Below are 20,272 nucleotides of genomic sequence, written 5' to 3' on the forward strand. Positions count from 1 at the left end.
CCTCCCCTACGCGGACGAGCCGATGATGACGATGTCGTAGTTGACGGCCGATCCGGCGCCGGAGTTGGCGACCTTCAGCAGGTCGCCGGTGCCGGCGGTCACGGCATACGCGGTCGCATCGGCCACGCCCGTGTTCACTGCGAACGACGCTCCGGGGCGCAGGGTGAGCGTGCTGGTGGCGCCCAGCAGCGTGGCCCACGCGTTCGAGGACGCGGCGCCGACCACCACGTTGTTCTGATTCGTCGCGTCGGCCCGGATGATCAGGCCCTTGATGCGGGCCCAGGTGATCGCAGCCCCGAACGCGTCGAGGAGGACCCCGGCGAGGTCGAGGTCCTCGGTGGCCGACGCTGCGAGCGTGCGCCGGTCCGAGAACAGCTTGTCGGCCTGCCCGGCGCCGGTGCCGGACGTCCAGCTCGCAGCCGAGCGGACCGCGAGGGGCGCGGCCGCGGTCGTCAGGTCCAGGGCGGCGGTCAGATTCGCGTCCGCAGCGATGGCCAGAGACGAGATGAGAGGCATGTCCCTGCTCCTGTCAGGTCGCGATGACGAGCGGCACCGCGCGCTTGAACGCGGGCGTCGCGATCGTCGCCGGGGCCGTAGCGGTCAGGCCCGAGCCGGACGTCTGGGCCAGGTTGCCCTCGCCGGTGAGCACCGGCTTGGCGCCCGTCGAGCCGATGAGGGTCGGCACGGTGGTCGCGGTCACCGACAGGGCGGCGTAGTACACGCCGCTCTTGGTGATCCGCTGCGCCGTCGCCAGGGCGAAGGTCTTGGCGGTGTCGGCGGCCCACGCCTCCGTGGTCTTGTCCGCCGACTGCGCCATCAGCGCGCCAGACCCGGAATACAGGGCGGCGAACTGGTTGGTCGGCGAGCCCGCAGCGGTGGCGCCCGAGATGAACGTCAGGTTCGAAATCAGGTCACCGTCGTGGAGGTACAGCGCGACGGAGCACATGACGCCGGTCGCGGCGGCCGGAACGTCGTCGAGGCCCACGCGCGGAAGGTTCGCCCGGTGGAACACGCCGTCCGGGTCCGGCCGACCGGCCGAGTTGAGATATCCGAGGTCGTTGCGGGGGATCCCGCGGAAGGTACCGAGGCTCACAGCTGCTCCTCATGCTTCTGCTCGCCGCGGGCGAGGATCGTCTTGCGGGCCTTGCCGCTCTTCTCGGCGGCGATGATGCGGTCGAACTCGGCGACCGAGTCGGAGTCGTCCTCACCGAGCGAGTCGAGGTAGGCGAGGACGTCCGGGACGTCGTGCTCTGCCGGGTCGAACAGCTCGTCGCCGGTCTCCGCTTCCTGCACCGGCTCGTCGGCCGACTCGGGGGCGTCCGGGGTCAGGGTGTAGCCCTGCCGACGGAAGTACTCGATCGCAGCGCGGCCCTCCTTCGTGGAGTCGTCCACGCGGCCGCTGCCCCTGTGGAAGTGGACGCCGACGGACTCGCCAGTGAAGTCCCCGCGGGGGGACTCGACGGTGTACGCGTTCATGGTCACCGCACCTTCACGTTGCGGAACACGCCGCAGGACTTGGTGTTGCGGAGCACCGCGGCGACCGGGCCCATCTCGACCTCGCCCGTCTTGACCGCGCCCGGCTGGGTGAAGTCGGGGAGGTAGGTCTCCACGAGCGGGGTGCCGGCCATCGCAGCACCGTGGAAGGCATCCAGGCCCAGGCTCACGGCGTAGATGTCGGTCAGGCCAGTGATGACGCCGCCCGCGCCGCCGCCGTCGGTGTCCGCCGACCGGATCGGGATGATCGGGGCGGAGCCGTCGGCGCGGTCGCCGAGGTCGACGAGGACCCACTTGCCGTACCGCATGATCTGGTTACCGAAGGAGTCCTTCTCCGACGTGAACTGGTTGGCGCGCCGGGCGAGCGACTGAATGCGGGCGATGCTCTTGGTGTTGCCGAGCAGGGCCTGGACGCCGGCCGGGATGCTGCCGTCGGCGCCGGTGTCACCGGAACCGACCTGCGAGCCCATGATCCGCGACAGCCAGTCGTCGAACGGGTCGAAGGCGGACATGGCCAGGTCCTCGGTGTTCACCGTGGCGGGCGACCAGTCGAGGTAGCCGGTGGCGTAGCCCTCGTTGATCGGCAGGTACTCGGTCGACTGGCCGACGAGGGCCTTGTCGAGGCCGTCGAAACCGGCGTCGTCCACGGCGGTGTCGCCGAGGATGAGCTCCTGCTGGAAGCGGGTCCGCATCGAGGTCAGCTTCTGCGCGAGCTGGAAGCTGATCTCGTTGGAGGCGGCCGGGCCGAGGCGGGCCAGCTTGCGGTCCACGTTGAAAGCTCCACCCAGCGGGTGGAGTTCGACCGTCTTGCGCTCGCGGGTCGCCTGGTTCGGCGTGTACTCCTCGTTGAACCGGCGGAAGCTGGCCGAGGAAGCCGCCAGAAGCCGGGTGTAGCCGTAGGTGAGGGAGCCGCCGCCGGTGCCCGGGGTGACGGTGTCGTCCCACACCATGTTGGCGAACAGCCACGAGTTGCGGCGGAGGTTGTCGATGACGGAGAAGTCGATGTCGGCCTGGGTGTTGAGCTGCGCCTGGGCGAGCGTCACGGGCATGGGGTACTCCTGAGGGTCAGGTCTGGTAGTGGCTGGCGATGGCCCCTGCGAGGGAGCCGGACCGCTTCTTGGCGCCGCCCTCGCCGGTGCCGCCGGACAGGTCGCCGCCGGAGCGGGTGGCCTGCTGTGCGGCGAAGCCGGGGTTGTCCTTCACGGCGGCCTTGATGGCGTCGTCCAGGGCGGTGGTGAAGCCCTTGTCGGCCGGGTCGAGGCCGGCGAGGGTCTTCACGAAGGCGCGCGAGTCGAGCAGCGCACCGGCCTTCGCGCCGGCCTTCTCGGCGCGGGCCCACACGGCGAGCTCGACGTCCTTGGCGCGGAGCTGGGTGTCCCGCTCGGCGATCGTGCTGTCCTTCTCGGTGATCGCCTTGGCGAGCTCGGCGGGGTCCGGCGGGGTGTCGGCCTTCACGAGCCCGAGGGCCTTGCCGATCTCCTGCGCGAGCGCGGTGCGGGCCTCGTCGGCGGCCTGCTGCTTGGCGGTGGTCCGGTCCTTCGCCGCTTCCTTGCGGGCGTCGGCGAGGTCCTTCTCCAGCCGCTTGATCGTGGCTGTGTGGTCGTCGCCGCCGACCTTGGCGTCCGTGTTGCCGGAGCGCTGTCCGGACGCGGATCCGGTGCTGTCCGTCTGTCCGGACTGCTGTCCGCCCTGGTCAGCGGCCTGCTGTCCGGACGTGTCCGCCCCGGTTCCGGATGCGGATCCGTCTCCGTCCCCTCCGTCCGCGTAGAGGTACGGATCGAAAGGGCCGGTGCGGTAGGGATGTGCCCAGCCTGCGCCGTCGAGGCGGGGGCGTCGGGCGAGGGTGCGCTTCGGCATGGTCGTGCCCTCCTGGGGCGCGTCGGGGGTCGGCGCCTGGCCGACCTGAAACAGGGGTGGTGCGGGCCCACGCTGGGTGGGCCTTGGTGCTCCCGTCCGCGCCTGGCGGAGGGAAGTTCGAGAACGCCCCAACAAGCGGGCGTGGGGCATCGGCCGTACCGTCGAAAGATGAGCGACGAGACGGTCGGCCGAGACGGCGAGAAGGACAAGTGCCCTAGCTGCGGCAAGGTGGTCAAATTCGACACCGTCGAGACCACGGCCATGGGCTCAGGCGGCGGGCGGGAATACACCCGCGGCGCTGCTCGGTGCACAACCCAGGGATGCCCCAACCAGGGGTCGATCGTTCGCCCTGTCTAGTGGGCGGCCCCGATCTGCTCGCGCGCGGGCCTGCGGCGAAGGCCGGGGTGCGCGGCCACAATTGCGCGTGCCTGCGCCTGCCACTTCCTAACGAACGCGCCCGCGCGTCGGCGTGAGGCCTCGTCGGTCGCGGCGGCCTGGCGCCGCTTCCACTCCCGAATGCGCCGCTCGATCGCGCGCTGCCGCTGGGTGTCCGCGTACGTCGTGCCCGGAGTCGAGTGATGCGGCGGGCGGGTCGTCACTCCGGGCAGGAAGGCGGCCAGCGAGTGCCGGCAGTTCGGGTGGAACAGCCCTGCTGCTCTGGCTTCAGTGAGGCTGCCGGCCACGTGCACTGCCACGGTCTCAGGCGGCCGTAGAGCAGCCCGCAGCCCGGTCGGCTGGATCGCCTTCTCGACGCGGAGCGTGTGCGGGCCTGGCTTCCCGCTGAGCGTGAGGACCTCGCCCTCCCACGGCGCGCACCGCTCGCACTCCAGCGGTGCGTCGGACACGATCACCAGCCCGACGCCGATCTCCGCGAGGGCGTCGATATGGCCCTCGATCGCCGCGCGGGCGGTCACGCTGCGGACAGCCATCTCCGCATAGGCCGCGAGCTCCCAGGCTCGGCCGGCGGAGTCGGTGAAGCCACTGACGCCCCGCTGCGCGAACCGGTCGAGCGCTTGCTGGGTGGCCTGGCGGCGGGTCAGGCCGCCGAGGAGCACCGACGAGGACGCCCGAGAGGTGATCGACCGGTAGACGTCCAGCACCGCGCGCGTGATCCGCACGTACAGCGGGCGGGTGTCGCGCGCGTACGACGCGGCGAGCCGGTCGACGGCCGGCGCCCCGGGCAGGACCCGGCGGGCCTGGAGTTCGCGGCCGATGTCGAGGGCGCCGAGCTCGGCGACGGCGGCCTGCCGCCCGCGGCCGTACGCCTCCGCGAGCGCCCGGCCCACGGCCCCGTTCGCGTCCTGCTGAAGGGCGTTGGCGACGTCCTCGACGGCCTGGCGGAGGTCGCCGATGGACCGGAGCTTGATCTCGGCCCACAGGGGGCTGTCGATGCCGTCCATGAGCGCCGTGCGCAGCTTCTCCAGGAGCGCCAGCTCGGCGTCCGCGTACAGCTTGCCGATCGCGGCGGCCAGATCCTCGGCCATGGCAGGGGAGACGGGCATCAGGCCGCCTCCCCACCACCCTGGTCGAAGCCGGGCCCACCATCGGCGCCGGTCTCTGCGGGATCGGCCGTGTCCTGGCCGTCTTCCTGCCGGATCCGGCGCACCTCCGCGGCCTGCTGCGCCGCCGGCATGCCGGGATTCACCAGAGCCACGAGCGTCTCGACGGATGCGGCGCGCGCCCGCGAGAGCAGCTCAGCTGTCTCGGCCAAGTACTTCACGTCGTCCTGCACCGAGTCGGCGAACCGCACCGTCGGCCGCTCCACCTCGACCTTCGGCAGGCCGGGGAAGAGCGTCGAGTTCTCGATGGCGAGGAAGGTCTCGCAGAAGTCGGCGATGCCGACGGCCTCGAGCTCGCTCTTGCGGGCCCGGGTCGACATGCTCCGTGCGGTGCGGGCCTTCACCTCGGTCGCGGTGATCGCCGAGCCGTCGGTGTCGTCGCCGAACGTCCCGCCGGAGTAGCCGGCGTTCCGAATGACCTTGCCGACGAGGTCCTCGATCGTCGACCGGTGCTCCTCGAACCGGATCTTGAACTGGTTGAGGGTGATCTCGTGGTTCGAGGTGGGCGGGATGTTCATCTCGGCGAAGACCTCGCGGTCCTCCCACGCCACGCCGCGGCCGGCGCCGAGCGACTGGAGGTAGCCGGACGGCACCATGATGCGGGACTTGGCGAGGCGGACGTCCCGCATCCAGCTGGTGTACGTCTCGTCGACCGCCGAGAGGAAGGTCTCAGCGCCCTGGAAGTCGCTGGTGCCGAGGCCGGCCGCGCCGGGGACGTCGTGCCAGTCCGGGGCGGTCATGGTGTTCGGGATGTAGGCGCAGGCCAGCCGCTTCCCGATGGGCAGCTCGATGCTCCTCAGGCCCTTGGTCTCCTCGAAGGCGTCGAGGTCCGCGGGCTTGCCGAGGTTGTCCTCGGTGCCCTCGTACACGCCGTGGAGGATGACGCCGGGCTCGTGGCGCTCCAGGTGCCGGACCACCCTGGCCCCGTCGACCGCGAGCACCTTCCAGAAGGTGACCGCGCGCAGCCGGCCGCCGAAGAACTCCGGCGCGGCGTCGTCGCCGCGGACCACTGTCGCCCACGGCCGGTCGCTGATGTGGCTGTCCCACATCGGGCGCAGGTAGGCGCCGCCGATGGCCGCGGTCGCCTCGGCCTGGGCGATGAGGGTGCGCAGCAGGCCAGTGTTCATCAGCTCTTCGAGGCGCTGCTGCGTCCCGGTGTCCTTGGTGATCAGGGTGGGCGGCTCGGAGAACAGCAGGTCCGCCGAGGTGCGGGCGATGTCGCGGGCGAGCGGCATGTGGAGCGCCGCGCGCTTCTCGCCCATCGGTACCGGCTCGCCCCAGAACCAGCGGGCGACGGTACCGACGAGGCCGCCGCGGTACTGCGACGGCCGGTTCTCCAGCTGGCCGTAGGGGCGGCCGGAGCGGCGCCGGTTGCGGTAGCGGTAGGCGAGCCGGTCGGGGTTGGCGGAGTACCAGGCTGCCCAGTCGGCCATGTCGGAGGAGACGGCCGGGTTGATCGGCGGCCAGGGGGAGTTCCGGTCAGGCAGTGCCATCGGTCGCCTCCTTGTCGTCCTGGGGCGGGTGCTCGACGGCGTCGGCTAGTGCGCGGTAGAACGTGGCCAGCTCGACGCGCAGCACGGAGAGTTCCACCTGGCCGCCGGAGATCGGCATCGTGAGGGTGCCGAGCTCCTGCTCGGGGCTGTCGCCGACGCGCATGTACACGGGAAGGCTGATCTCGGCGGGCATCAGGCGGCCACCTCCAGGTTCGTGCGGATCAGCGAGCGCCACTCGTGGGCCGTGGAGTGCAGGGCGTACCGGAGAGCGTCGACGCTGTGGTCGTCGACCTTCAGCGGCGCGTCCTCGCCCTTCAGCGCGGCCTTCTCGTCCCAGGCGTACGAAGGGAGCTCGCCGAGCAGGCCCTTGCAGGAGCGGTGAACGGACAGCACGTTCTGTCCCAGGGCGACGGACACCGAACGGATGCCGTCCTTCACGGTGTTGTCCGCCTTCGCCACACCAGGCAGGCCGTCGGCCCACAACTGGGTCATGAACGAGGCGGCACTCGGGTCGACGAACACCCACTGCGGCTGCACGCCCTTCGTCCCGCGGTGCTCGTACGACGCGAGCCAGCCGCGCAGGCCCTCGCTGTACTCCGCGTCGGTCAGCTGCCGGCGCGCGAGACGGGAGTCGTGCCGGTATTCGCTCGCCACGTACAGCCGGTTGTCGCTGCCGACGCCGACGAGGAGGGCGGCGAAGGGGTTGATCGTGCCGTAGTCCAGGCCGACGGCCATCCACCGGGTGATGTCCGGGAGCAGGTCGACGACGTGCTTCTTCTCGTCGAACATGTCGTAGACGACGCCTTCAGCCAGGCACCACTCGCCGAGGACGTATCGGCGGTAGAAGAGGCCGGTGTACTCCAGCTTCAGGCGTTCGACATAGGCCGTCGGCAGATAGGGGTTGTCGTCCAGGGAGAAGCTGAAGCGGTGCAGGTCGATCGCTGTCGGGTCCTGGGACTGGGCGATGGTGCCGTCGCGCTGAAGGTGCAGCTTCGCGCGGTTGAGGAACTGCTTCTTCAGCCAGTGGTTCGGCCCCTCAGGGTTGGTCGTCCCGAACCACTGCGCGTTGGGGATGCTCAGGCGGGTGCCGAGCATCTTGAAGAACGTCTCGGGGAACGTGGTGACCTCGTCGAGGTACGCGCCCGCGAGGGTCATGCCCTTGATCTTCTCGGCGGCACGCTCGTCGTTCGCTCCGGCGGTGTAGATCGTGCGGCCGAAGAGGATGAGCTCACCGGCGCCGGCCTTGTACACGCAGCGCTGCGAGCCGACCATCTCGATGATCGGGTCGATGATGTTGCGCTTCAGCGTCCGCTCGGTCTTGCCGACCATGAGCAGCGGCCCGGCGGGGCCCAGCCGGACGTACTTCAGCCACACCAGGATCGAGCTGATCGTCTTGGAGGAGCGGACCGCGCCTTCCCACAGGTTCCCGCTCGCGGTGGCGAGCATGGTGGAGCGCAGCTGCTTCCCGGCGAGGGCCTTGTACACGGCGCGCCCCCTTCCGGTCGGTCTACTCCGCCGCCGGCGCGCCTCCGCCCATCATGTCTCGGAGCCAGGCATCGACGGCCGCGAGGCCCTGCTGGTCGGTCTCGACGGGCACCAGGCGCAGTGAGTGCGCGGAGGCTGCGGTTGCCGCGGCCATGAGGGCCCGCTTGTCGGCGTGGAGGGGCTCGGGGATGTCCTTCTTGGCGTAGGTGTGGTCCTTGCCGCCGAAGGAGTGGAGGGTTGTCGGCTCCCACATCTGCGCCGTGAGGCGCAGGGCGTCGTCGGTGAGGGCCTCGGCGAGGATGACGCGCTTCTCTTCGAGGTCGGCCTTCCGGGCTGCCGTCGCGGCCTCGGTGGCTGCCCGGTCGAAGGTGAGGTGCATGGCGGCGGCCTGGACGCTGATGGTGCGCCCGGACCGGTCCAGCTCGCGGGCGATGGCGTTGCGGCTGAGGCCCTGCGCGTGGAGCTCGCGGATGCGGGCCCGTTCCTCGTCGGTGACGGGGCGGCTGTGCTGGTTAGCGCCCACGGTGGCCTCCTCTACGCCGGTTCGGGTCCGATGTTCTCCAGGCGCAGACGCCACGGGTACAGGGTGTGCGCGTACACCTTCCCGGGCGTGGTGCCTTGGTTGACCAGGGCGATGGTGATCTTCCCTGTGCCGTCGATGTGTTCGGGGCCGACGGTGAAGAACTCGGCCGAGGTGTACTTCGCGAACGCGCCGCTCGGGTACAGCGTCGGGTTTCCCTCAGCGAGCGGTGTCGTCGTCCCGGACGCTGCGTATGTGCCGAGCGCTCCAGCGCCGGAGAGCATGTTGTAGTCGAGGTACCGGCCGCCGTCGTACATGAACAGTCCGAGAGCGCGGATCCGGTCTCCGGCAGTCGCGGTGATGGAGCACCGCAGCTGGGTGCCGGCGGATGTCTGCGCGATCGTCCAGGAGGAGGCAGTCGGCAGGTCGCTGACTGTGCCGTCGGTGATGCGCACGCTCGCGGTGCGGATCGTGCTGCCGCCTGCCCCGAAGCGGCTGTCGTCTCCTGCGGCGACGGTCCCGATGGTGGTGCCGACATTCCGGGTGGCAGCGTTGCCCAGGCCGAGCGCCAGGCGCGCCGCGGCCGCGCTGATGAGGTCGGACAGGTTGTTGGCCCTGGCCAGGAACGCCCCGGCCGTCCAGGCACGGTCGCCGTGAGGGTCGCTCGCCTCTGTGTGGGCGGCGACCTTGGCCGTGGCGTCCGACGCGGCAGCGCTGGTGGCGGCGGACTGGGCGGCGCCGGCCTTGGATGTCGCCCCGGCCTTGGTCTCCAGGGCGCTCGTGTCGACGATGCCGTGCACGTCCAGGGTGCGGGCGGCATGCGCGGCGAGAGCGGCATCGCCTCCGCCGCCGGATGACCCGCCGCCGGGCGCCGGGAGGTGCACCAGCTCGTCGAGGTAGACCGGGCCGGGCCCGGTGATCTCGGTCCAGAACTTCTGCTTCGGCGCGCCGTCCGGCTCGACGCTGAAGTACCACCGCCACCCCGTGGGGCTGATCCCGCTGGCGTCGGTCGGCACGATCCGGATGTCGATGCGGCCTTCGGCGTCGAACGGGATGTCCTCGGCCCCGTTGGGGTAGAGGGCGTGACGCTGAGCGTCCTTGATGTACTGCGACGGGGCGGCGAGCACTCGGCCAGTGAAGGGCCGTCCGCCGGCGGCGCGGGGCAGGGTCCCGAGCAGCTGGACGGTGGGGGTGCCTTCGGGGAACGCCACAGGGCACCTCCAGGGCATGAAGAAGGCCCGTCCGCTACGGGGATGAGCGGACGGGCCGGATCGATGGGGTGTTGCTACTGGCTGAGCAGGCGCGCTTTCTGCGCCTCGAACTCGTCCGGGGTAAGAACGCCTTGGTCGCGGAGCTGCGCGAGGCGCATGAGCTCGTCGGCCACGAGCGCCTGCCGCCCGTTCGTGCCCGCCGGCGGCGTCTGGCCGGGTACGACTGTCTGCTGCGCCCAGGACGGGGCCCCGTGCTGCTGAGGCGCAGCGGCCGGCTGATGGGGCGGGGCGTACGGCGGCGGGGTCGGCACTCGGGTGACCGTCTTGCGGCCCATGATCGCGGCGATCGGCCATCCGGTGATCGCCCACAGGCCGCAGGTGACGATGGTCAAGACGATGTGCAGTGTGTGGTTCGCGCCGCGCTTCTCGACGACCCGCTGATAGCTCATGCTCGCCCGCCCCTTGGTGATGGTCAGGGGCATCGTGGCACGGAAGTGAAAGGCGTGTGAGGGAATCGCGGAAGCCGTAGGTTCCGGGCACGCCGAAGACGCCCCCATGATGGGGCACCGCTCGGGGTTTTGCAACTAAGTGCAGAATCAGTCGACGGTGATGTGCAGTGCGGCCCGCTCCTCGTCGCCGAGCCGCACGCCGTACTCCTTGCGCGCCCAGTTGGCGAAGCGGATGCGGCAGGCCTCCAGGATCTCGTTCCGTTCGTGAGCGTTGACGCCGTCCCATGTGCAGCGCGGCTGGTGCATGGTGACCTCGCAGGATTCGCCCTTGACGACGGCCCGCACGGTGAAGGTGACGTTGTTCATGCCGCCATCCTGGCGCCTCGGGGGCGCGCCGAGGGTCCTTCGGGCGCGGGTGGCGGGGCAGGGGAGCAGCTCTCCGGGGGCGCGGGGCCGGTGGGGCGGTGCGGGAGGGCCGCCCTGCGCCGCAAGCGGCTCCGGGTGAGTCCCGGGCGCCTTCGGCGCGTTCACCGGGACTCAGTCCGCGCAAGCGCGGACCGCTCTGGCCTGCGCCTTCGGCGCGCACCGGCCAGAGTTCCGGCCCCTGCGCCTCCGGCGCGCACCGGGGCCTCCAGCCCGCCTTCCTCCCCACCGGCCCCGCGCCCCCGGGGAATTACCCCCGGTAAGTGTTGCAAAGCAGTGCAGTAGTGGGCATAATTAGGGACACGAGGGCAGCAACGGGGCCGCAAACCCCAAGCCCTCGCAAACCAGCAAAACTCAACAGAGAGTGAGGACTTGATGTCCGACGCCAACGACCGATCGGTCGAAGAGCTCACGCGCGCCGTAGTCCGCGCCTACGAGCTCATCCGCAAGATCACCCGCCGACTCCCCATCCCGGTCATCCTGCCGGGCGGCCCGCTCTACGACGCCGACACGATCAATCCGGCCGTCGCCCGAGCATCGGTGATCATCCAGGATCTCCCGATGGACGACGAGATCCGCAGCGACCTGTGGGGGGCCTGCCTCCACTGGCTGTCCGCCTCGAAGGTCCTGATGTGGCTGATCAACCACCCGGATGACCCGACCGCAACGGCCGAGATCATGCTCCTGCTGATCGCCGCGACCGACGCGGCAGTCGACGCAGGGGCCGCACTCGCGGAGCGCGGCGAACTGGACGAGTGACACCGAAGCCCCCCGGCAGCCAGCCGGGGGGCTTCCCCATGTCCGGCGCCGGAATCGGACGGCCCTGCGGGCCGGGGCCGCCCCCTGTGTGGCCTTCGGCCACGGGCGGCCAAGAGCAGCAAGGAAAGCGGCCCCTCAAGTGCCCTTCGGGCACGGGCCGCCAGAACCCGCCCTACCGGGCGGGGCGCTTCGCGCAGGGCCCCTCAAGGCGCTTCGCGCCGGGCCCGCCCCTGCGGGGCCAAGGAGCGCGCTTCGCGCGCACTACCCCTGCGGGGCGCTCCCGCCCCGGCGGTACGCCCGCCGCCCCTCCACGGCCTTCAGCACGGCCGAGCCGAGCCAGACATTCGCCCGGCCCTTCCTGCCGTCGGGGGCCGGCCACCGGCCCTTCGACACCTCCGCTCGGATCGTGGCAGGGCTGATGCCCGTAGCGGCCTCAATCTCGGCAGCGGTGTACTCACGGCGCGGCTCCAGCTCGGCGGCCGGGCGCGCCAGGTGCTCGCCGACCACCCGGTCCACGGCGGTCGGGTCGAACACGTGGGCCTGGCCGCGCTTCCCGATCGGCGCGGGCCACTCCGGGTGGCGGGCCCACTGGTTCCGCACGGTCGTCTCGGCCCGGCCGTAGCGAGCGGCGATCTCTTGCAGGGTCTCGCCCTCGGGCGGGGTGTCTACCATGGTGGTGTCGGTCTCCTTGTTGAGGCTGGTTGGCGACCGGTGGGGTTTTGCGACGGGCGTTCGCGCCTGTGGGCTTCGGCCCGGCCCCGCCGGTCGTTTCGCTGTCCGGGCTGAGAGCGAGGGTGCCCCCCGGCTGGCTGCCGGGGGGCGGTGTGGCTACGGGGTGTCGGTCTCCTCCTCTCCGTCGAGGTAGGCGATCAGTGCTTCGCCCGCCTGCTGGATGAGGAGTTCGATCTCCATTCGGGAGACCCGATCGGCGCTGTAGTTCAGGTACCGGCTGATCAGCTTGCAGGCCGCGAGCCAGTGGAGGGCTGCTGCCCAGATCATGGACTTCTCGAAGTCGTTGATCGGCTGGTCCTCGATGATCTCCACCAGTCGGCTCACGGCCTGGATGCCCGTGGCGCCGTCGAACTCGGTCTCCTGCTTGGGCAGGGTGATCGGGATCGGGAGGTTGGTGCAGATCAGCCGGAGCGTCTCGTAGACCTCGATGAGGGCTCCGATCAGCGCGCGGCTGTTGCGCTCGATCTCGTCGGACATTGGTCCTCGCTCTCTGTTGAGTTGTTGCTGGTTCGAGGTGGTTTGGGGTTTGCGGCCCCTGTCGCCCCCTCGTGTCTCTATTATGACCCACAGCTGCACTGCTTTGCAACACTTGCGGGCGAGGAAAAGGCCCCAACCCCACGAAGGGGCGGGGCCGTTCCTCGCGGACTACGCCCGACGCCAGTCGAAGAGCCGATCGCCGGCACCCACGCGGGCCGTCAGCCGCATGCCCGGCAGCTCGTCCCGGGGCGCGCCCACGGCGGCCTCGATCTCGACGGCCGGGTACCGCTCCGGGGCGGTGGCGTCGGGGGCGTCCGCAACGATCTCAGCCTCCTCGCCGACCAGCAGCAGGACCTTGACCCTCACGCGCTCGCTCATCTTCGGGTTCCTCTCGGGTTGGTGCCCCTCGGCGGGGCGGGGTGTGGGTGTGGTGCTCGGGGTCACGACTTGCCGCCCTGAGGCGGTGGCGGGGGCGCCTGCTGGCGCTGGGCGGCGGCCTGCTGGCTGGCCTCCTGGCGCTGGCGCAGCTCGTCGATGCTCATCGTGCTCTTGAATTCGCCCACGGTCAGCGCTCCTCACCGTCGGCGTAGCCGAGCCACGGGTCAGCGTCGCGCTGCTCATCGGCTTCGAGCGCCCACCTCTCCTCGTCTGCCGCATCGAGCCGGTACTCATCGGCCCGGTCCATCTCGTACAGCTCGTCGGCCGACAACACGTCGGCGTTGGTCATGTCGTCGTAGGCGCTCATCAGGTGCTCCTCGCGGGGGTCTTGGTGTGGCGTCGTTGGGTCTCGGTGGGGTCGGTGACGACGAGCCCGGCCTGGCCGATGGCGTCTACACGCAACCCCTCTCGGGGCCCCTCCTCCGGGCTGTTGTCGGTGTTGTTGTTGCTGGTCACAGCGCACCAACAACCATCAGAAGGGGCCCCGCAGGAGAGGGGGATAGCGGTGGCGTACACGCCTTGACCCACCTTCCCGCCCGTGCGGACTTCCTTGATCGGGATGTCAGCCTGGGCGAGCAGCGCCCGGACCGGTTTCGTGTCGGGCAGGCCGGTCGACTCGACAATCTGGGTGAGGCGGACGTTCGAGGTGCCGCCAGGAGACAGCTGATGGAGCACGCCGACGATGTCGACGACGTCCTCATCGGCTGCGGCACCGCGGCGGCCAACGACCAGGCCACGGACCTTGCGGACCACGGCGACGGTCCCCAGGCCGGCCACGTAGTAGGCGACCTCCGGCACGGCGACGCAGAACGCTCCGCCGACTCCTGTGGCGATGACGAGCAGGCAGCCCCTGGCCGTGCGCTCCTTGCGCTCGTCCGACCAGCCGGGCGCCTGCTCCTCCCCCGTCACGGGGGCGGTGGTGTCGGTCATCAGAAGTAGGTGGTGATCGGGGAGCCGATGGCGTTCACGGCGGAGGCGAGCGGGACGGCGGCGATGCCCGCGATGGTGCCGGCCAGGGAGAGCAGTGCCCCGGCGAGGGCCCCGGCGGCGATCTTTCCGGCCGGGATGTGCTTCCTCGCCCAGATGAACAGGCCGATCATGACCAGGGTCAGCAGGAACAGCACCACGTAGCCTCCGGAGTCGAGGACGAGGGGCGTGGCCCGGGTGACGTCGCGGTCCTCTCCTCCGACTCCCCAGACGAGACCGATGTGGCCGGCGAAGTTGCCTGCCCAGATCCCGAGCCAGGTGATGGCGCCGAGGGCGGAGAACGAGTTGTAGGCGGAGAGGGCGGCGAGCATGCCGTAGAGGAGGGCGAAGACGAACGGGATGAGCGCGATGTAGCTGCGCCCCTCCCTGAAGTACCAGCGGATGGCGAACATCACGATGATGCCCAGGCCGGTGGCGACTCCGCCGAGGCTGATCACGGTGTAGGGCATGGGGGCCTCAGTGGTTGAAGAGGGCGGCGACGTAGGCGGCCGCGGTGGCGATGAGGGCGAGGGTGCGCACGGCGGGGAGCGCGGGGGCGTAGCGGTCGGCCGGGTCGGCCAGGGCCAGGAGGGCGGCCAAGGCGAGAAGCGCCAGCGTCGGGAAGGCGATGAGTGCGAGCATCAGGCGCCGACCTTCAGAGCACGGACGTAGCGGCTCACGGTGTCCGGTGAGATGGCCTTGCCGAGCGCTCCGCTGGCCGCCCGGCGGATCTGGTCCTCGTCGCGGAGACCGGAGTCCCACGCGGTCCGGACGGCGTCCTTCGTGGTCAAGGGGGTGCGCGCCATCGGCAGGACTGCGGCGTCCGGACCGTCCGCCGGGTTCGGCTGCTCGTCCGGACTGGCGTCCGGCATGGACCGGAGCGCCCCCTCAAGCGCGAGGGCCTGCTTCTCTACGCGGCCGAGCTGCCGCAGGCTCGCCGCCAGGGCGAGGCGCCCGCCGATCTTGCCCCGTCGGATGTTCACCCACTGCTGAGTGCGCGGGTCGAGCGGGGCTGCCTGGTGGTCGAGGAGCAGCGTCCACAGGGCCTTCGCGCCACCCGACAGCACTGCTCCGATGATGCCGACCTTCAGAGAGTCGGCGACCCAGCCGTGGACGCAGACCGCGGCCATATCGGCGGCGAGGAAGACGTGGCCGGCCTTCCTCGGCCTGCGGACGCGGACGGGGTCGTAGCGGGCGAGCCACTCCAGCGCCATGCAGACGATCCACCCGAGGCTGAACCCGGTGGCGGCCCCGTAGGCGACGACGGCAGCGACGTCGGTGCGGACGAGGAGCTCGCCGATCGACGCAGTCGACCAGACGACGACGATGAGGAGACCCGCGCCGACGATGCCGAGTGCTGCGATGAGGACGATGTGGTCCCAGTCGCGGGGCGGGATGGGGACCTCGATGTCGTACGGCTCGGGAACGAGTTCCGTCTGACCGTCAACGGTGTGGGGGACGAGCCGCTCACGGCGCTCGGTGCGGGTACGCATCAGGCTCCGCCCTTCCCGGCCGCGCGGCGCAGCGTCTCGGCGTAGTCGCCGCGGGTGGTCCCCTTCGCGACGGTGGGCATGCGGAGCAGGAGCTGACGCTCGAGCTCCTCGGCGGCGGCGTCGTCGGCGGGGTGCGCGGTAGTGGCGGCGGTGAGCGCGATGGCGGTGCGGCCGTCGGGGGTCATGTAGTGGTACGGCCGGCGGGCGTCGAGCCGCGTGGCGATCCAGAGGAGGGATTCGCGGATGGGCTGGTCGGTGCGGGCGCGGCGGAGGGCTTCGTCCGCGGTCGGGTGGTCGGTACGCTCGGGCATGCCTGCTCCTGTCGTGTCAGGGGTGGCTGGCCCCGGCCTGGAGGTGCGAACTCCTGCCGGGGCCGTCTTGTGTGTGGGAAGTGCCCTGCCGCGGAATCGAACCGCGCGCCCGCCGGAAGGGGCCGGCGGGCCTACCGGCGCAGGGCCGGTGGTTCTGTTCGGGGTTCCGCATGCTGCGAAACCCTTGGGGTGAGGTGCTAGAGCACCTCGTACGTCTGCCTCCAGCCGGTCATGGTCCGGCCGATGGCGGTCGGGTCGGCGTCGAGCCAGGCACGGCGGCCGTTCTCGTCCTGGAAGCGGAACCAGCGGCCGTCCCTCTCCAGGACGCGGCCGACCTTGTCGAAATGGAGACCGCCCTGGGCGTTGAAGCGGCGGATGCGGATCTGGGAACCGGTGGTGAGGTCCATGAGGGTGTCCTTTCGGAGGGGGTCTTGGCGGCCCCTTGTGTCAACTAGCTTGGCCAATCCTCTTGGCTATTGTCAAGTGGGTTGGCCTACCGGGTTGGCTGATCGCGTGGCATCATGTCCGCCATGGACACCACCGCCCTTGACGCAGCCGCCCGGCGCTACCGGCGAGCCGAGGCAGCACTCGACAGGGCGCGCGCCGAACTCACGGCCGAAGTCCTCGCCGTGCTCCGGTCGACAGACGAGCGCGGAGCGCAGGCCGAGGTCGCCCGCCGTACCGGGTGGTCGCGGGAGCAGATCCGGCAGATCGTCCGCGCGGCCGAAGCCGAACAGCCAGCAGGGGAGTGACTGTGGATCTGGTGGAGTTCCTGACCGCCCGCCTCGACGAGGACGAGCGTGCGGCACAGGCGGCCACTCCTGGGCCCTGGTGGCACAACCCCGGGAAGCAGTGGCTGGAGACCGAGGCCTTCGTGACCTACGACCTGTCCAAAGGGCTGGAGTTCGTAGGCCACGGTGGGCCGCATCCGTTCACCGGCTGCGTGGCTGGCACCGGACCGGCCGACCACCCGCAGAGCATGGCGGACGCCGCCCACATCGCGCGTCATGATCCGGCGCGGGTCCTCGCCGAGGTCGACGGCAAGCGGCTCTTGCTCGCCGATCACCCGATCCAGCCGGAGACGTACCCGCGGCCCGCAGTGGGAGGCAGGGAAGTCGGTGGCCCGTACTTCCCGTTCGGCTGCGCGAACTGCCATGCCGAGATGGACACGGGCGAGGTGCACGGCTTCGGGTACTGCCTGACCTGGAAGGCCCTTGCCCTGCCGTATGCAAGCCACGCCGACTACGACGAGGCGTGGCGCCCGTAGCCGAGCCCCTGACGGCCCTGCCCGGACACTTCGGGTGGGGGCCGTTGTGTGTCCGGGCAGGGTGAGCGCCGACATCCGCCGACGGGCGTCGGTGCTCCCCGGTCCTTCCGCCGTCCGGCCCTATCCGGATGCGTTCGGGCGCGTCCGGGTTGAGCGTGGGCCGTATGGACGAGGAGCAGCCGCACGTAGTGGTGATGCCGCCCGGCGAGGACGGCGGGCGAACAGTCCGGATCGGCCCCCAGATCGTTGGGCGCGCCTTCGGCATGACCGATGTGGTGGAGTTCCTGCGCCGCGCCGGGTGGCTGGATGCGGAGGACTGGCCGCCGATCGACTGGCGCGGCGGTGGCCCCGAGGTGTGTCGCCCCTGAGTCGGGGCCGGCGCTGTCAGCCCCGTACGGCACGATCCCCCTATGGAACGATGCGCGGTCTGCGGTGGGCCCGACGCCATCAGCTGGCAGTCCTGGAAACCGTCACCAGCATGCAGCCGGTGTCACGAGGCTGCGCTCGACGAGCGACGGACCCAGCTGGATGCGGCGCCGACCTGCCTGTATCGCCTCTTCGACGTCTTCGGCCGGCTGCTCTACGTAGGGATCAGCTCGGACCTTCCCCGCAGGTGGAAGGAGCACCGGAAGAAGCACAGGTGGTGGTCCCAGGTCGTAGAGCGCCAGGAGCAGTGGTTTCCCGATCGCACGAGCGCGTACCAGGCGGAACGTGCGACCGTCCGGACGGAACTGCCCCTGCACAATGCGGAGTCCTGGGGAGACATGACCGGGGGCCGGAGGCCGGCGCTGCCCGCCGGTGTCCCCGACCACCCGGCCCTGCCCGAGGGCGACTTCTGGTGGGAGGACACCGACGTGGCGTCGCGCTACTGGTTGGCCCGAGCCATCTGGAGGGCCCAGCTGCGTGACGCTGCTCTGACTCCTGCGGAGCTCGCCGTCTTGCTGGCTGCACGGCAACGGGACTGAGAGGCCGGGTCAGGCCGCGACCACGCCGCCTTCGTGGACGAGGACGCCGCAGCCCTTGCAGCGGGCGCAGGGCCGCGCCCCGTTCCCGCCGTAGATCTCGAACTGCCCGCCGCACTGGCACGCGTAGTCGGCGGACAGCTGACGCTGAGCGTCGGCGAGGTCGAGCGCCCGCTCGACGCGCGCGAGGGCGCCGGCCGCGACCTTGGCGACGTGCTGCTGCTCGACATCCGACAGCGGACGGAACGGTCCGGACAGTCCGGCGGCCCGTCCGGACAGCCACAGGGCGGCCCGGATCGCTGTCCGGCCCTGCTGCGGCTGCCAGCGGCGGGGGTCGCACGCATCGGCCCGGGCGGCGCGGATCCGGCGCGCCCGGTCCTCCCAGGCGAGGCGCTCCCCGCGGCTCTGGGCGTACGAGGCGCGGGCGGGGGCCGGCGGCTGGATCGGGGTGCGCTGGACGGAGCGGGCGATGCGGTCGGCGGTGTCGAGGAGGGCGGCCTCGACGGCGCGCATCGTGTCGTGAACGGCGAGGCTGATGGGGATGGGCCGGACGCCGAGCTGAGCCGGGTCGCGCTCGAGCTCGCGGCGGGCGGCGTTGTAGGCGGTGGGGTCGTCGATGTCGAGGCGCTCCATGGCCTGGAGGTAGCCGCGAAGCTCGACCGGGGGCCAGGAGTGCTGGGTGGGCGCGGCAAGGGCGTTGCGGAGATCGGGCCAGAGGCGGGCGATCTGCTCGAACTGCTGCGGAGTGGTGAGGGTGGTCATGGTGCGCTCCGTGGGGCGTGTGCTGGGGGTACGGTGGTCGCACCGGATGGGGCGTGCCTGGCCTGGGGAGGTCGTGAGGCGCGCCCCTTCGTCGTGTCAGCGGCCGGCGAACGGGCCGGGCGTTCCGAGGGCGCGGGCGAGGTGGTCGATGTGCTCGTACTTCGCTTCGGTGGTGTGGCCGTCCCACTGCGCGCGGGGATCGTTGGCGGGGACGTGCTCCAGGTGCTCGATGAGGTCTGCGTCGCGGGGCGAGAAGTGCCAGGAGCACTGCCGGCCGTGGAGGGTGGCGTAGAGGATCTGCCATCCGGGCTCTTCGACGTCGGGTGCCGGGGCGACGACGGCCTGCTCGGCGAGACCTCCCGCGATGAGGGCGACGAGGCGGGCGCGCTCGCGGTACGCGCCGTCCCGCTCCGCTTCGGCTCGTTCGGCGCGCCCGCGCAGTGTGGTGGTGCGTCGTTCGAGCAGCCGCTTCGCTTCGGCGGTCACGGCGTCGGCGAGTTCGCCGCGGCGGTCGGCTTCGGTGGTGTCGGCCATGGTCAGTGCTCCTTCGTGGTGGGCGGTTTGCAGGGGCCCGGCTGCTCCGCGACCCACAGGTTTGCGGCGGGCAGGGGCTGGCCGTCGATGCTGATGCCGGAGACGCCTTCGAGGCGGTCCCAGCGGATGACGGTGAGGCCGCCGCAGTTGGGGCAGAGGTCGGGTACGTGCTCGGTGTTGGCCATCGGGCCTTCCTGGTGGTGGTGTGCGGCGAGGGCGCGGTCTCGGTCCTGCTCGATCTCGACGATCGCGGCCTCGGCGGCGAGCAGCTGCTCGTCGCGCTGCTGGAGGGCGCGCTCGACGCCGACGAGGGAGGAGCGGAGGGCGTCGGAAGCGCCGAGCTCGGTCTCGACGTAGTCGACGAGGAGCGCGGTCTCGGCCGGGGTGAGTCGGTCGAGGCGCGTGAGGAGGTCGACGAGGGCCCGGCGGCGGACCTTGCGGTCGGCGGCCCGGGTGTAGCGGCCGGCGCCGGTGCGGGCGGTCACGTCTGCTCCGGCGTGGCGATGAACGCGTGGTTGGCGAGTATGCCCAGGCCGTCTCTTGTGCATCCCGCGCAGTCGTCGCCGGTGTGGAGGTCACGGGCGTGGCGGCATCGGCAACGTGCGCGGGCGGGTGCCTCTGCGGGCTTCTCCTGCTGCTCGTCGAGGGCGGCGCGTCTAACTGCGCCAGGCTCGATGTCGCTGGGGCCGATGTCGCCGAGGCGCCCGTCGAGGAGCGAGAACAGGTCCATGCGGAGTGCGAAGTTGTCGCGCTTGAGCTCTTGCAAGAGGCGGCTCTGCTTGAGGACTCTCCTGAGCCGCTCCTCGGCCTTGGCGGCCCAGGCATCACGCTCGGCGTACAGCTGGTCGAGGGCGTCGCTGGTGAGGTCGTCCAGCGGGACGCGGCCCTTCATCGCGGGCTCCGGGTCGGGGCGCCGGCGCACGGCCAGCGGTACGTGTGGCCTTCACCGCACTGGGCGGGGCATTCGGCCCGGAGGGCGCGGCGGAGGTGGGAGGCGGCGATGCGGATGCGGGCGAGAAGGGTCATCGATGGCTCCGGGTCCAGGTGCCGAGGGGGAGGCCGGCGAGGATGGCGGTGAGG

33 protein-coding genes and 1 pseudogene are annotated in these 20,272 nt (G+C 71.1%); 6 read left to right on the forward strand and 28 right to left on the reverse strand.

Annotated elements, in window-relative coordinates; translation table 11 throughout:
• Positions 1-6 precede the first annotated feature (6 nt).
• From ACGF1Z_RS31145 to ACGF1Z_RS31205, 13 genes are all read right to left on the reverse strand, one after another.
• Positions 7-516, reverse strand: coding sequence for a hypothetical protein (locus ACGF1Z_RS31145; RefSeq protein WP_393009383.1), 510 nt, complete (start codon positions 514-516; stop codon positions 7-9).
• Positions 517-529: 13 nt separating this feature from the next.
• On the reverse strand, positions 530-1,093 hold the full coding sequence (locus ACGF1Z_RS31150; RefSeq protein WP_393009384.1) for a hypothetical protein: 564 nt from the start codon (positions 1,091-1,093) through the stop codon (positions 530-532).
• Positions 1,090-1,476, reverse strand: coding sequence for a hypothetical protein (locus tag ACGF1Z_RS31155; RefSeq protein ID WP_393009385.1), 387 nt, complete (start codon positions 1,474-1,476; stop codon positions 1,090-1,092). The genes ACGF1Z_RS31150 and ACGF1Z_RS31155 overlap by 4 nt, the downstream gene beginning before the upstream one ends.
• A 2-nt stretch (positions 1,477-1,478) precedes the next feature.
• Positions 1,479-2,543, reverse strand: a complete 1,065-nt coding sequence (locus tag ACGF1Z_RS31160) for a major capsid protein (protein WP_393009386.1) — start codon at positions 2,541-2,543, stop codon at positions 1,479-1,481.
• A 16-nt stretch (positions 2,544-2,559) separates the two neighbouring features.
• Positions 2,560-3,351: a hypothetical protein gene (locus ACGF1Z_RS31165; protein WP_393009387.1), complete on the reverse strand. Its 792-nt coding sequence runs from the start codon at positions 3,349-3,351 to the stop codon at positions 2,560-2,562.
• A 353-nt stretch (positions 3,352-3,704) separates the two neighbouring features.
• The gene (locus ACGF1Z_RS31170) at positions 3,705-4,853 is read right to left on the reverse strand and encodes a phage minor capsid protein (RefSeq protein WP_393009388.1); all 1,149 of its coding nucleotides are present in this window, start codon (positions 4,851-4,853) and stop codon (positions 3,705-3,707) included.
• Positions 4,853-6,403: a capsid protein gene (locus ACGF1Z_RS31175; RefSeq protein ID WP_393009389.1), complete on the reverse strand. Its 1,551-nt coding sequence runs from the start codon at positions 6,401-6,403 to the stop codon at positions 4,853-4,855. Before ACGF1Z_RS31175 ends, ACGF1Z_RS31170 begins: the two co-directional genes overlap by 1 nt.
• Entirely contained in the window at positions 6,390-6,596 is a 207-nt protein-coding gene (locus ACGF1Z_RS31180; protein WP_393009390.1) for a hypothetical protein, read from the reverse strand. The genes ACGF1Z_RS31175 and ACGF1Z_RS31180 overlap by 14 nt, the downstream gene beginning before the upstream one ends.
• Complete coding sequence (locus ACGF1Z_RS31185; protein ID WP_393009391.1) at positions 6,596-7,888, reverse strand: PBSX family phage terminase large subunit; 1,293 nt, start codon at positions 7,886-7,888, stop codon at positions 6,596-6,598. The genes ACGF1Z_RS31180 and ACGF1Z_RS31185 overlap by 1 nt, the downstream gene beginning before the upstream one ends.
• A 22-nt stretch (positions 7,889-7,910) precedes the next feature.
• Positions 7,911-8,411, reverse strand: coding sequence for a helix-turn-helix domain-containing protein (locus ACGF1Z_RS31190; protein WP_393009392.1), 501 nt, complete (start codon positions 8,409-8,411; stop codon positions 7,911-7,913).
• Positions 8,412-8,422: 11 nt separating this feature from the next.
• Positions 8,423-9,619, reverse strand: coding sequence for a hypothetical protein (locus tag ACGF1Z_RS31195; RefSeq protein ID WP_393009393.1), 1,197 nt, complete (start codon positions 9,617-9,619; stop codon positions 8,423-8,425).
• 74 nt (positions 9,620-9,693) lie between these two features.
• Entirely contained in the window at positions 9,694-10,101 is a 408-nt protein-coding gene (locus ACGF1Z_RS31200) for an SHOCT domain-containing protein (RefSeq protein ID WP_393009394.1), read from the reverse strand.
• 114 nt (positions 10,102-10,215) lie between these two features.
• The gene (locus ACGF1Z_RS31205; RefSeq protein ID WP_393009395.1) at positions 10,216-10,434 is read right to left on the reverse strand and encodes a hypothetical protein; all 219 of its coding nucleotides are present in this window, start codon (positions 10,432-10,434) and stop codon (positions 10,216-10,218) included.
• A 432-nt stretch (positions 10,435-10,866) separates the two neighbouring features.
• Here ACGF1Z_RS31205 and ACGF1Z_RS31210 point away from each other — a divergent pair, with 432 nt between their 5' ends.
• On the forward strand, positions 10,867-11,250 hold the full coding sequence (locus ACGF1Z_RS31210; protein ID WP_393009396.1) for a hypothetical protein: 384 nt from the start codon (positions 10,867-10,869) through the stop codon (positions 11,248-11,250).
• 261 nt (positions 11,251-11,511) lie between these two features.
• Here the strand turns inward: ACGF1Z_RS31210 and ACGF1Z_RS31215 are convergent, their stop codons facing one another.
• The 11 genes from ACGF1Z_RS31215 to ACGF1Z_RS31265 all read right to left on the reverse strand — a co-directional run bounded on the left by ACGF1Z_RS31215 (position 11,512) and on the right by ACGF1Z_RS31265 (position 16,074).
• Positions 11,512-11,922, reverse strand: coding sequence for a helix-turn-helix transcriptional regulator (locus ACGF1Z_RS31215; RefSeq protein ID WP_393009397.1), 411 nt, complete (start codon positions 11,920-11,922; stop codon positions 11,512-11,514).
• A 156-nt stretch (positions 11,923-12,078) separates the two neighbouring features.
• The gene (locus ACGF1Z_RS31220) at positions 12,079-12,459 is read right to left on the reverse strand and encodes a hypothetical protein (RefSeq protein WP_393009398.1); all 381 of its coding nucleotides are present in this window, start codon (positions 12,457-12,459) and stop codon (positions 12,079-12,081) included.
• A gap of 168 nt (positions 12,460-12,627) precedes the next feature.
• Positions 12,628-12,837, reverse strand: a complete 210-nt coding sequence (locus ACGF1Z_RS31225; RefSeq protein WP_393009399.1) for a hypothetical protein — start codon at positions 12,835-12,837, stop codon at positions 12,628-12,630.
• A 62-nt stretch (positions 12,838-12,899) separates the two neighbouring features.
• Complete coding sequence (locus ACGF1Z_RS31230; protein WP_393009400.1) at positions 12,900-13,022, reverse strand: hypothetical protein; 123 nt, start codon at positions 13,020-13,022, stop codon at positions 12,900-12,902.
• 2 nt (positions 13,023-13,024) lie between these two features.
• A complete protein-coding gene (locus ACGF1Z_RS31235) occupies positions 13,025-13,204 on the reverse strand; it encodes a hypothetical protein (RefSeq protein ID WP_393009401.1) in 180 nt (59 codons plus the stop codon).
• Positions 13,204-13,827, reverse strand: coding sequence for a hypothetical protein (locus ACGF1Z_RS31240; RefSeq protein ID WP_393009402.1), 624 nt, complete (start codon positions 13,825-13,827; stop codon positions 13,204-13,206). Before ACGF1Z_RS31240 ends, ACGF1Z_RS31235 begins: the two co-directional genes overlap by 1 nt.
• A complete protein-coding gene (locus tag ACGF1Z_RS31245; RefSeq protein ID WP_393009403.1) occupies positions 13,827-14,333 on the reverse strand; it encodes a hypothetical protein in 507 nt (168 codons plus the stop codon). Before ACGF1Z_RS31245 ends, ACGF1Z_RS31240 begins: the two co-directional genes overlap by 1 nt.
• Positions 14,334-14,340: 7 nt before the next feature.
• Positions 14,341-14,505 carry a hypothetical protein gene (locus ACGF1Z_RS31250; RefSeq protein ID WP_393009404.1) on the reverse strand — a complete coding sequence of 55 codons (165 nt, stop codon included), beginning with the start codon at positions 14,503-14,505 and terminating at the stop codon, positions 14,341-14,343.
• Positions 14,505-15,356 carry a protein transporter Sec31 gene (locus ACGF1Z_RS31255; protein ID WP_393009405.1) on the reverse strand — a complete coding sequence of 284 codons (852 nt, stop codon included), beginning with the start codon at positions 15,354-15,356 and terminating at the stop codon, positions 14,505-14,507. The genes ACGF1Z_RS31250 and ACGF1Z_RS31255 overlap by 1 nt, the downstream gene beginning before the upstream one ends.
• The gene (locus ACGF1Z_RS31260; protein WP_393009406.1) at positions 15,356-15,667 is read right to left on the reverse strand and encodes a hypothetical protein; all 312 of its coding nucleotides are present in this window, start codon (positions 15,665-15,667) and stop codon (positions 15,356-15,358) included. Before ACGF1Z_RS31260 ends, ACGF1Z_RS31255 begins: the two co-directional genes overlap by 1 nt.
• Before the next feature lie 197 nt (positions 15,668-15,864).
• Complete coding sequence (locus tag ACGF1Z_RS31265; protein ID WP_393009407.1) at positions 15,865-16,074, reverse strand: hypothetical protein; 210 nt, start codon at positions 16,072-16,074, stop codon at positions 15,865-15,867.
• Positions 16,075-16,197: 123 nt separating this feature from the next.
• On the opposite strand from ACGF1Z_RS31265, the gene ACGF1Z_RS31270 reads away from it, so the two are divergent.
• The 5 genes and pseudogenes from ACGF1Z_RS31270 (at position 16,198) to ACGF1Z_RS31290 (ending at position 17,899) form a co-directional block, all read left to right on the forward strand.
• On the forward strand, positions 16,198-16,419 hold the full coding sequence (locus ACGF1Z_RS31270; protein WP_393009408.1) for a hypothetical protein: 222 nt from the start codon (positions 16,198-16,200) through the stop codon (positions 16,417-16,419).
• Between the two features lie 2 nt (positions 16,420-16,421).
• Positions 16,422-16,934: a DUF6221 family protein gene (locus ACGF1Z_RS31275; protein ID WP_393009409.1), complete on the forward strand. Its 513-nt coding sequence runs from the start codon at positions 16,422-16,424 to the stop codon at positions 16,932-16,934.
• Positions 16,935-17,098: 164 nt separating this feature from the next.
• On the forward strand, positions 17,099-17,302 hold the full coding sequence (locus ACGF1Z_RS31280) for a hypothetical protein (protein ID WP_393009410.1): 204 nt from the start codon (positions 17,099-17,101) through the stop codon (positions 17,300-17,302).
• Between the two features lie 42 nt (positions 17,303-17,344).
• Positions 17,345-17,641, forward strand: a pseudogene (locus tag ACGF1Z_RS31285) (GIY-YIG nuclease family protein); the annotation flags it as partial.
• A 57-nt stretch (positions 17,642-17,698) separates the two neighbouring features.
• The gene (locus tag ACGF1Z_RS31290) at positions 17,699-17,899 is read left to right on the forward strand and encodes a hypothetical protein (protein WP_393009546.1); all 201 of its coding nucleotides are present in this window, start codon (positions 17,699-17,701) and stop codon (positions 17,897-17,899) included.
• A gap of 9 nt (positions 17,900-17,908) precedes the next feature.
• Here the strand turns inward: ACGF1Z_RS31290 and ACGF1Z_RS31295 are convergent, their stop codons facing one another.
• The 4 genes from ACGF1Z_RS31295 to ACGF1Z_RS31310 all read right to left on the reverse strand — a co-directional run bounded on the left by ACGF1Z_RS31295 (position 17,909) and on the right by ACGF1Z_RS31310 (position 20,084).
• Positions 17,909-18,658: a hypothetical protein gene (locus tag ACGF1Z_RS31295; protein WP_393009411.1), complete on the reverse strand. Its 750-nt coding sequence runs from the start codon at positions 18,656-18,658 to the stop codon at positions 17,909-17,911.
• A gap of 96 nt (positions 18,659-18,754) precedes the next feature.
• The gene (locus ACGF1Z_RS31300; protein WP_393009412.1) at positions 18,755-19,192 is read right to left on the reverse strand and encodes a hypothetical protein; all 438 of its coding nucleotides are present in this window, start codon (positions 19,190-19,192) and stop codon (positions 18,755-18,757) included.
• A 2-nt stretch (positions 19,193-19,194) separates the two neighbouring features.
• Positions 19,195-19,677, reverse strand: a complete 483-nt coding sequence (locus ACGF1Z_RS31305; protein ID WP_393009413.1) for a hypothetical protein — start codon at positions 19,675-19,677, stop codon at positions 19,195-19,197.
• Entirely contained in the window at positions 19,674-20,084 is a 411-nt protein-coding gene (locus ACGF1Z_RS31310) for a hypothetical protein (protein ID WP_393009414.1), read from the reverse strand. The genes ACGF1Z_RS31305 and ACGF1Z_RS31310 overlap by 4 nt, the downstream gene beginning before the upstream one ends.
• Positions 20,085-20,272: the final 188 nt, after the last annotated feature.

This window comes from Streptomyces sp. NPDC048018, assembly GCF_043202995.1.
Taxonomy (GTDB): domain Bacteria; phylum Actinomycetota; class Actinomycetes; order Streptomycetales; family Streptomycetaceae; genus Streptomyces.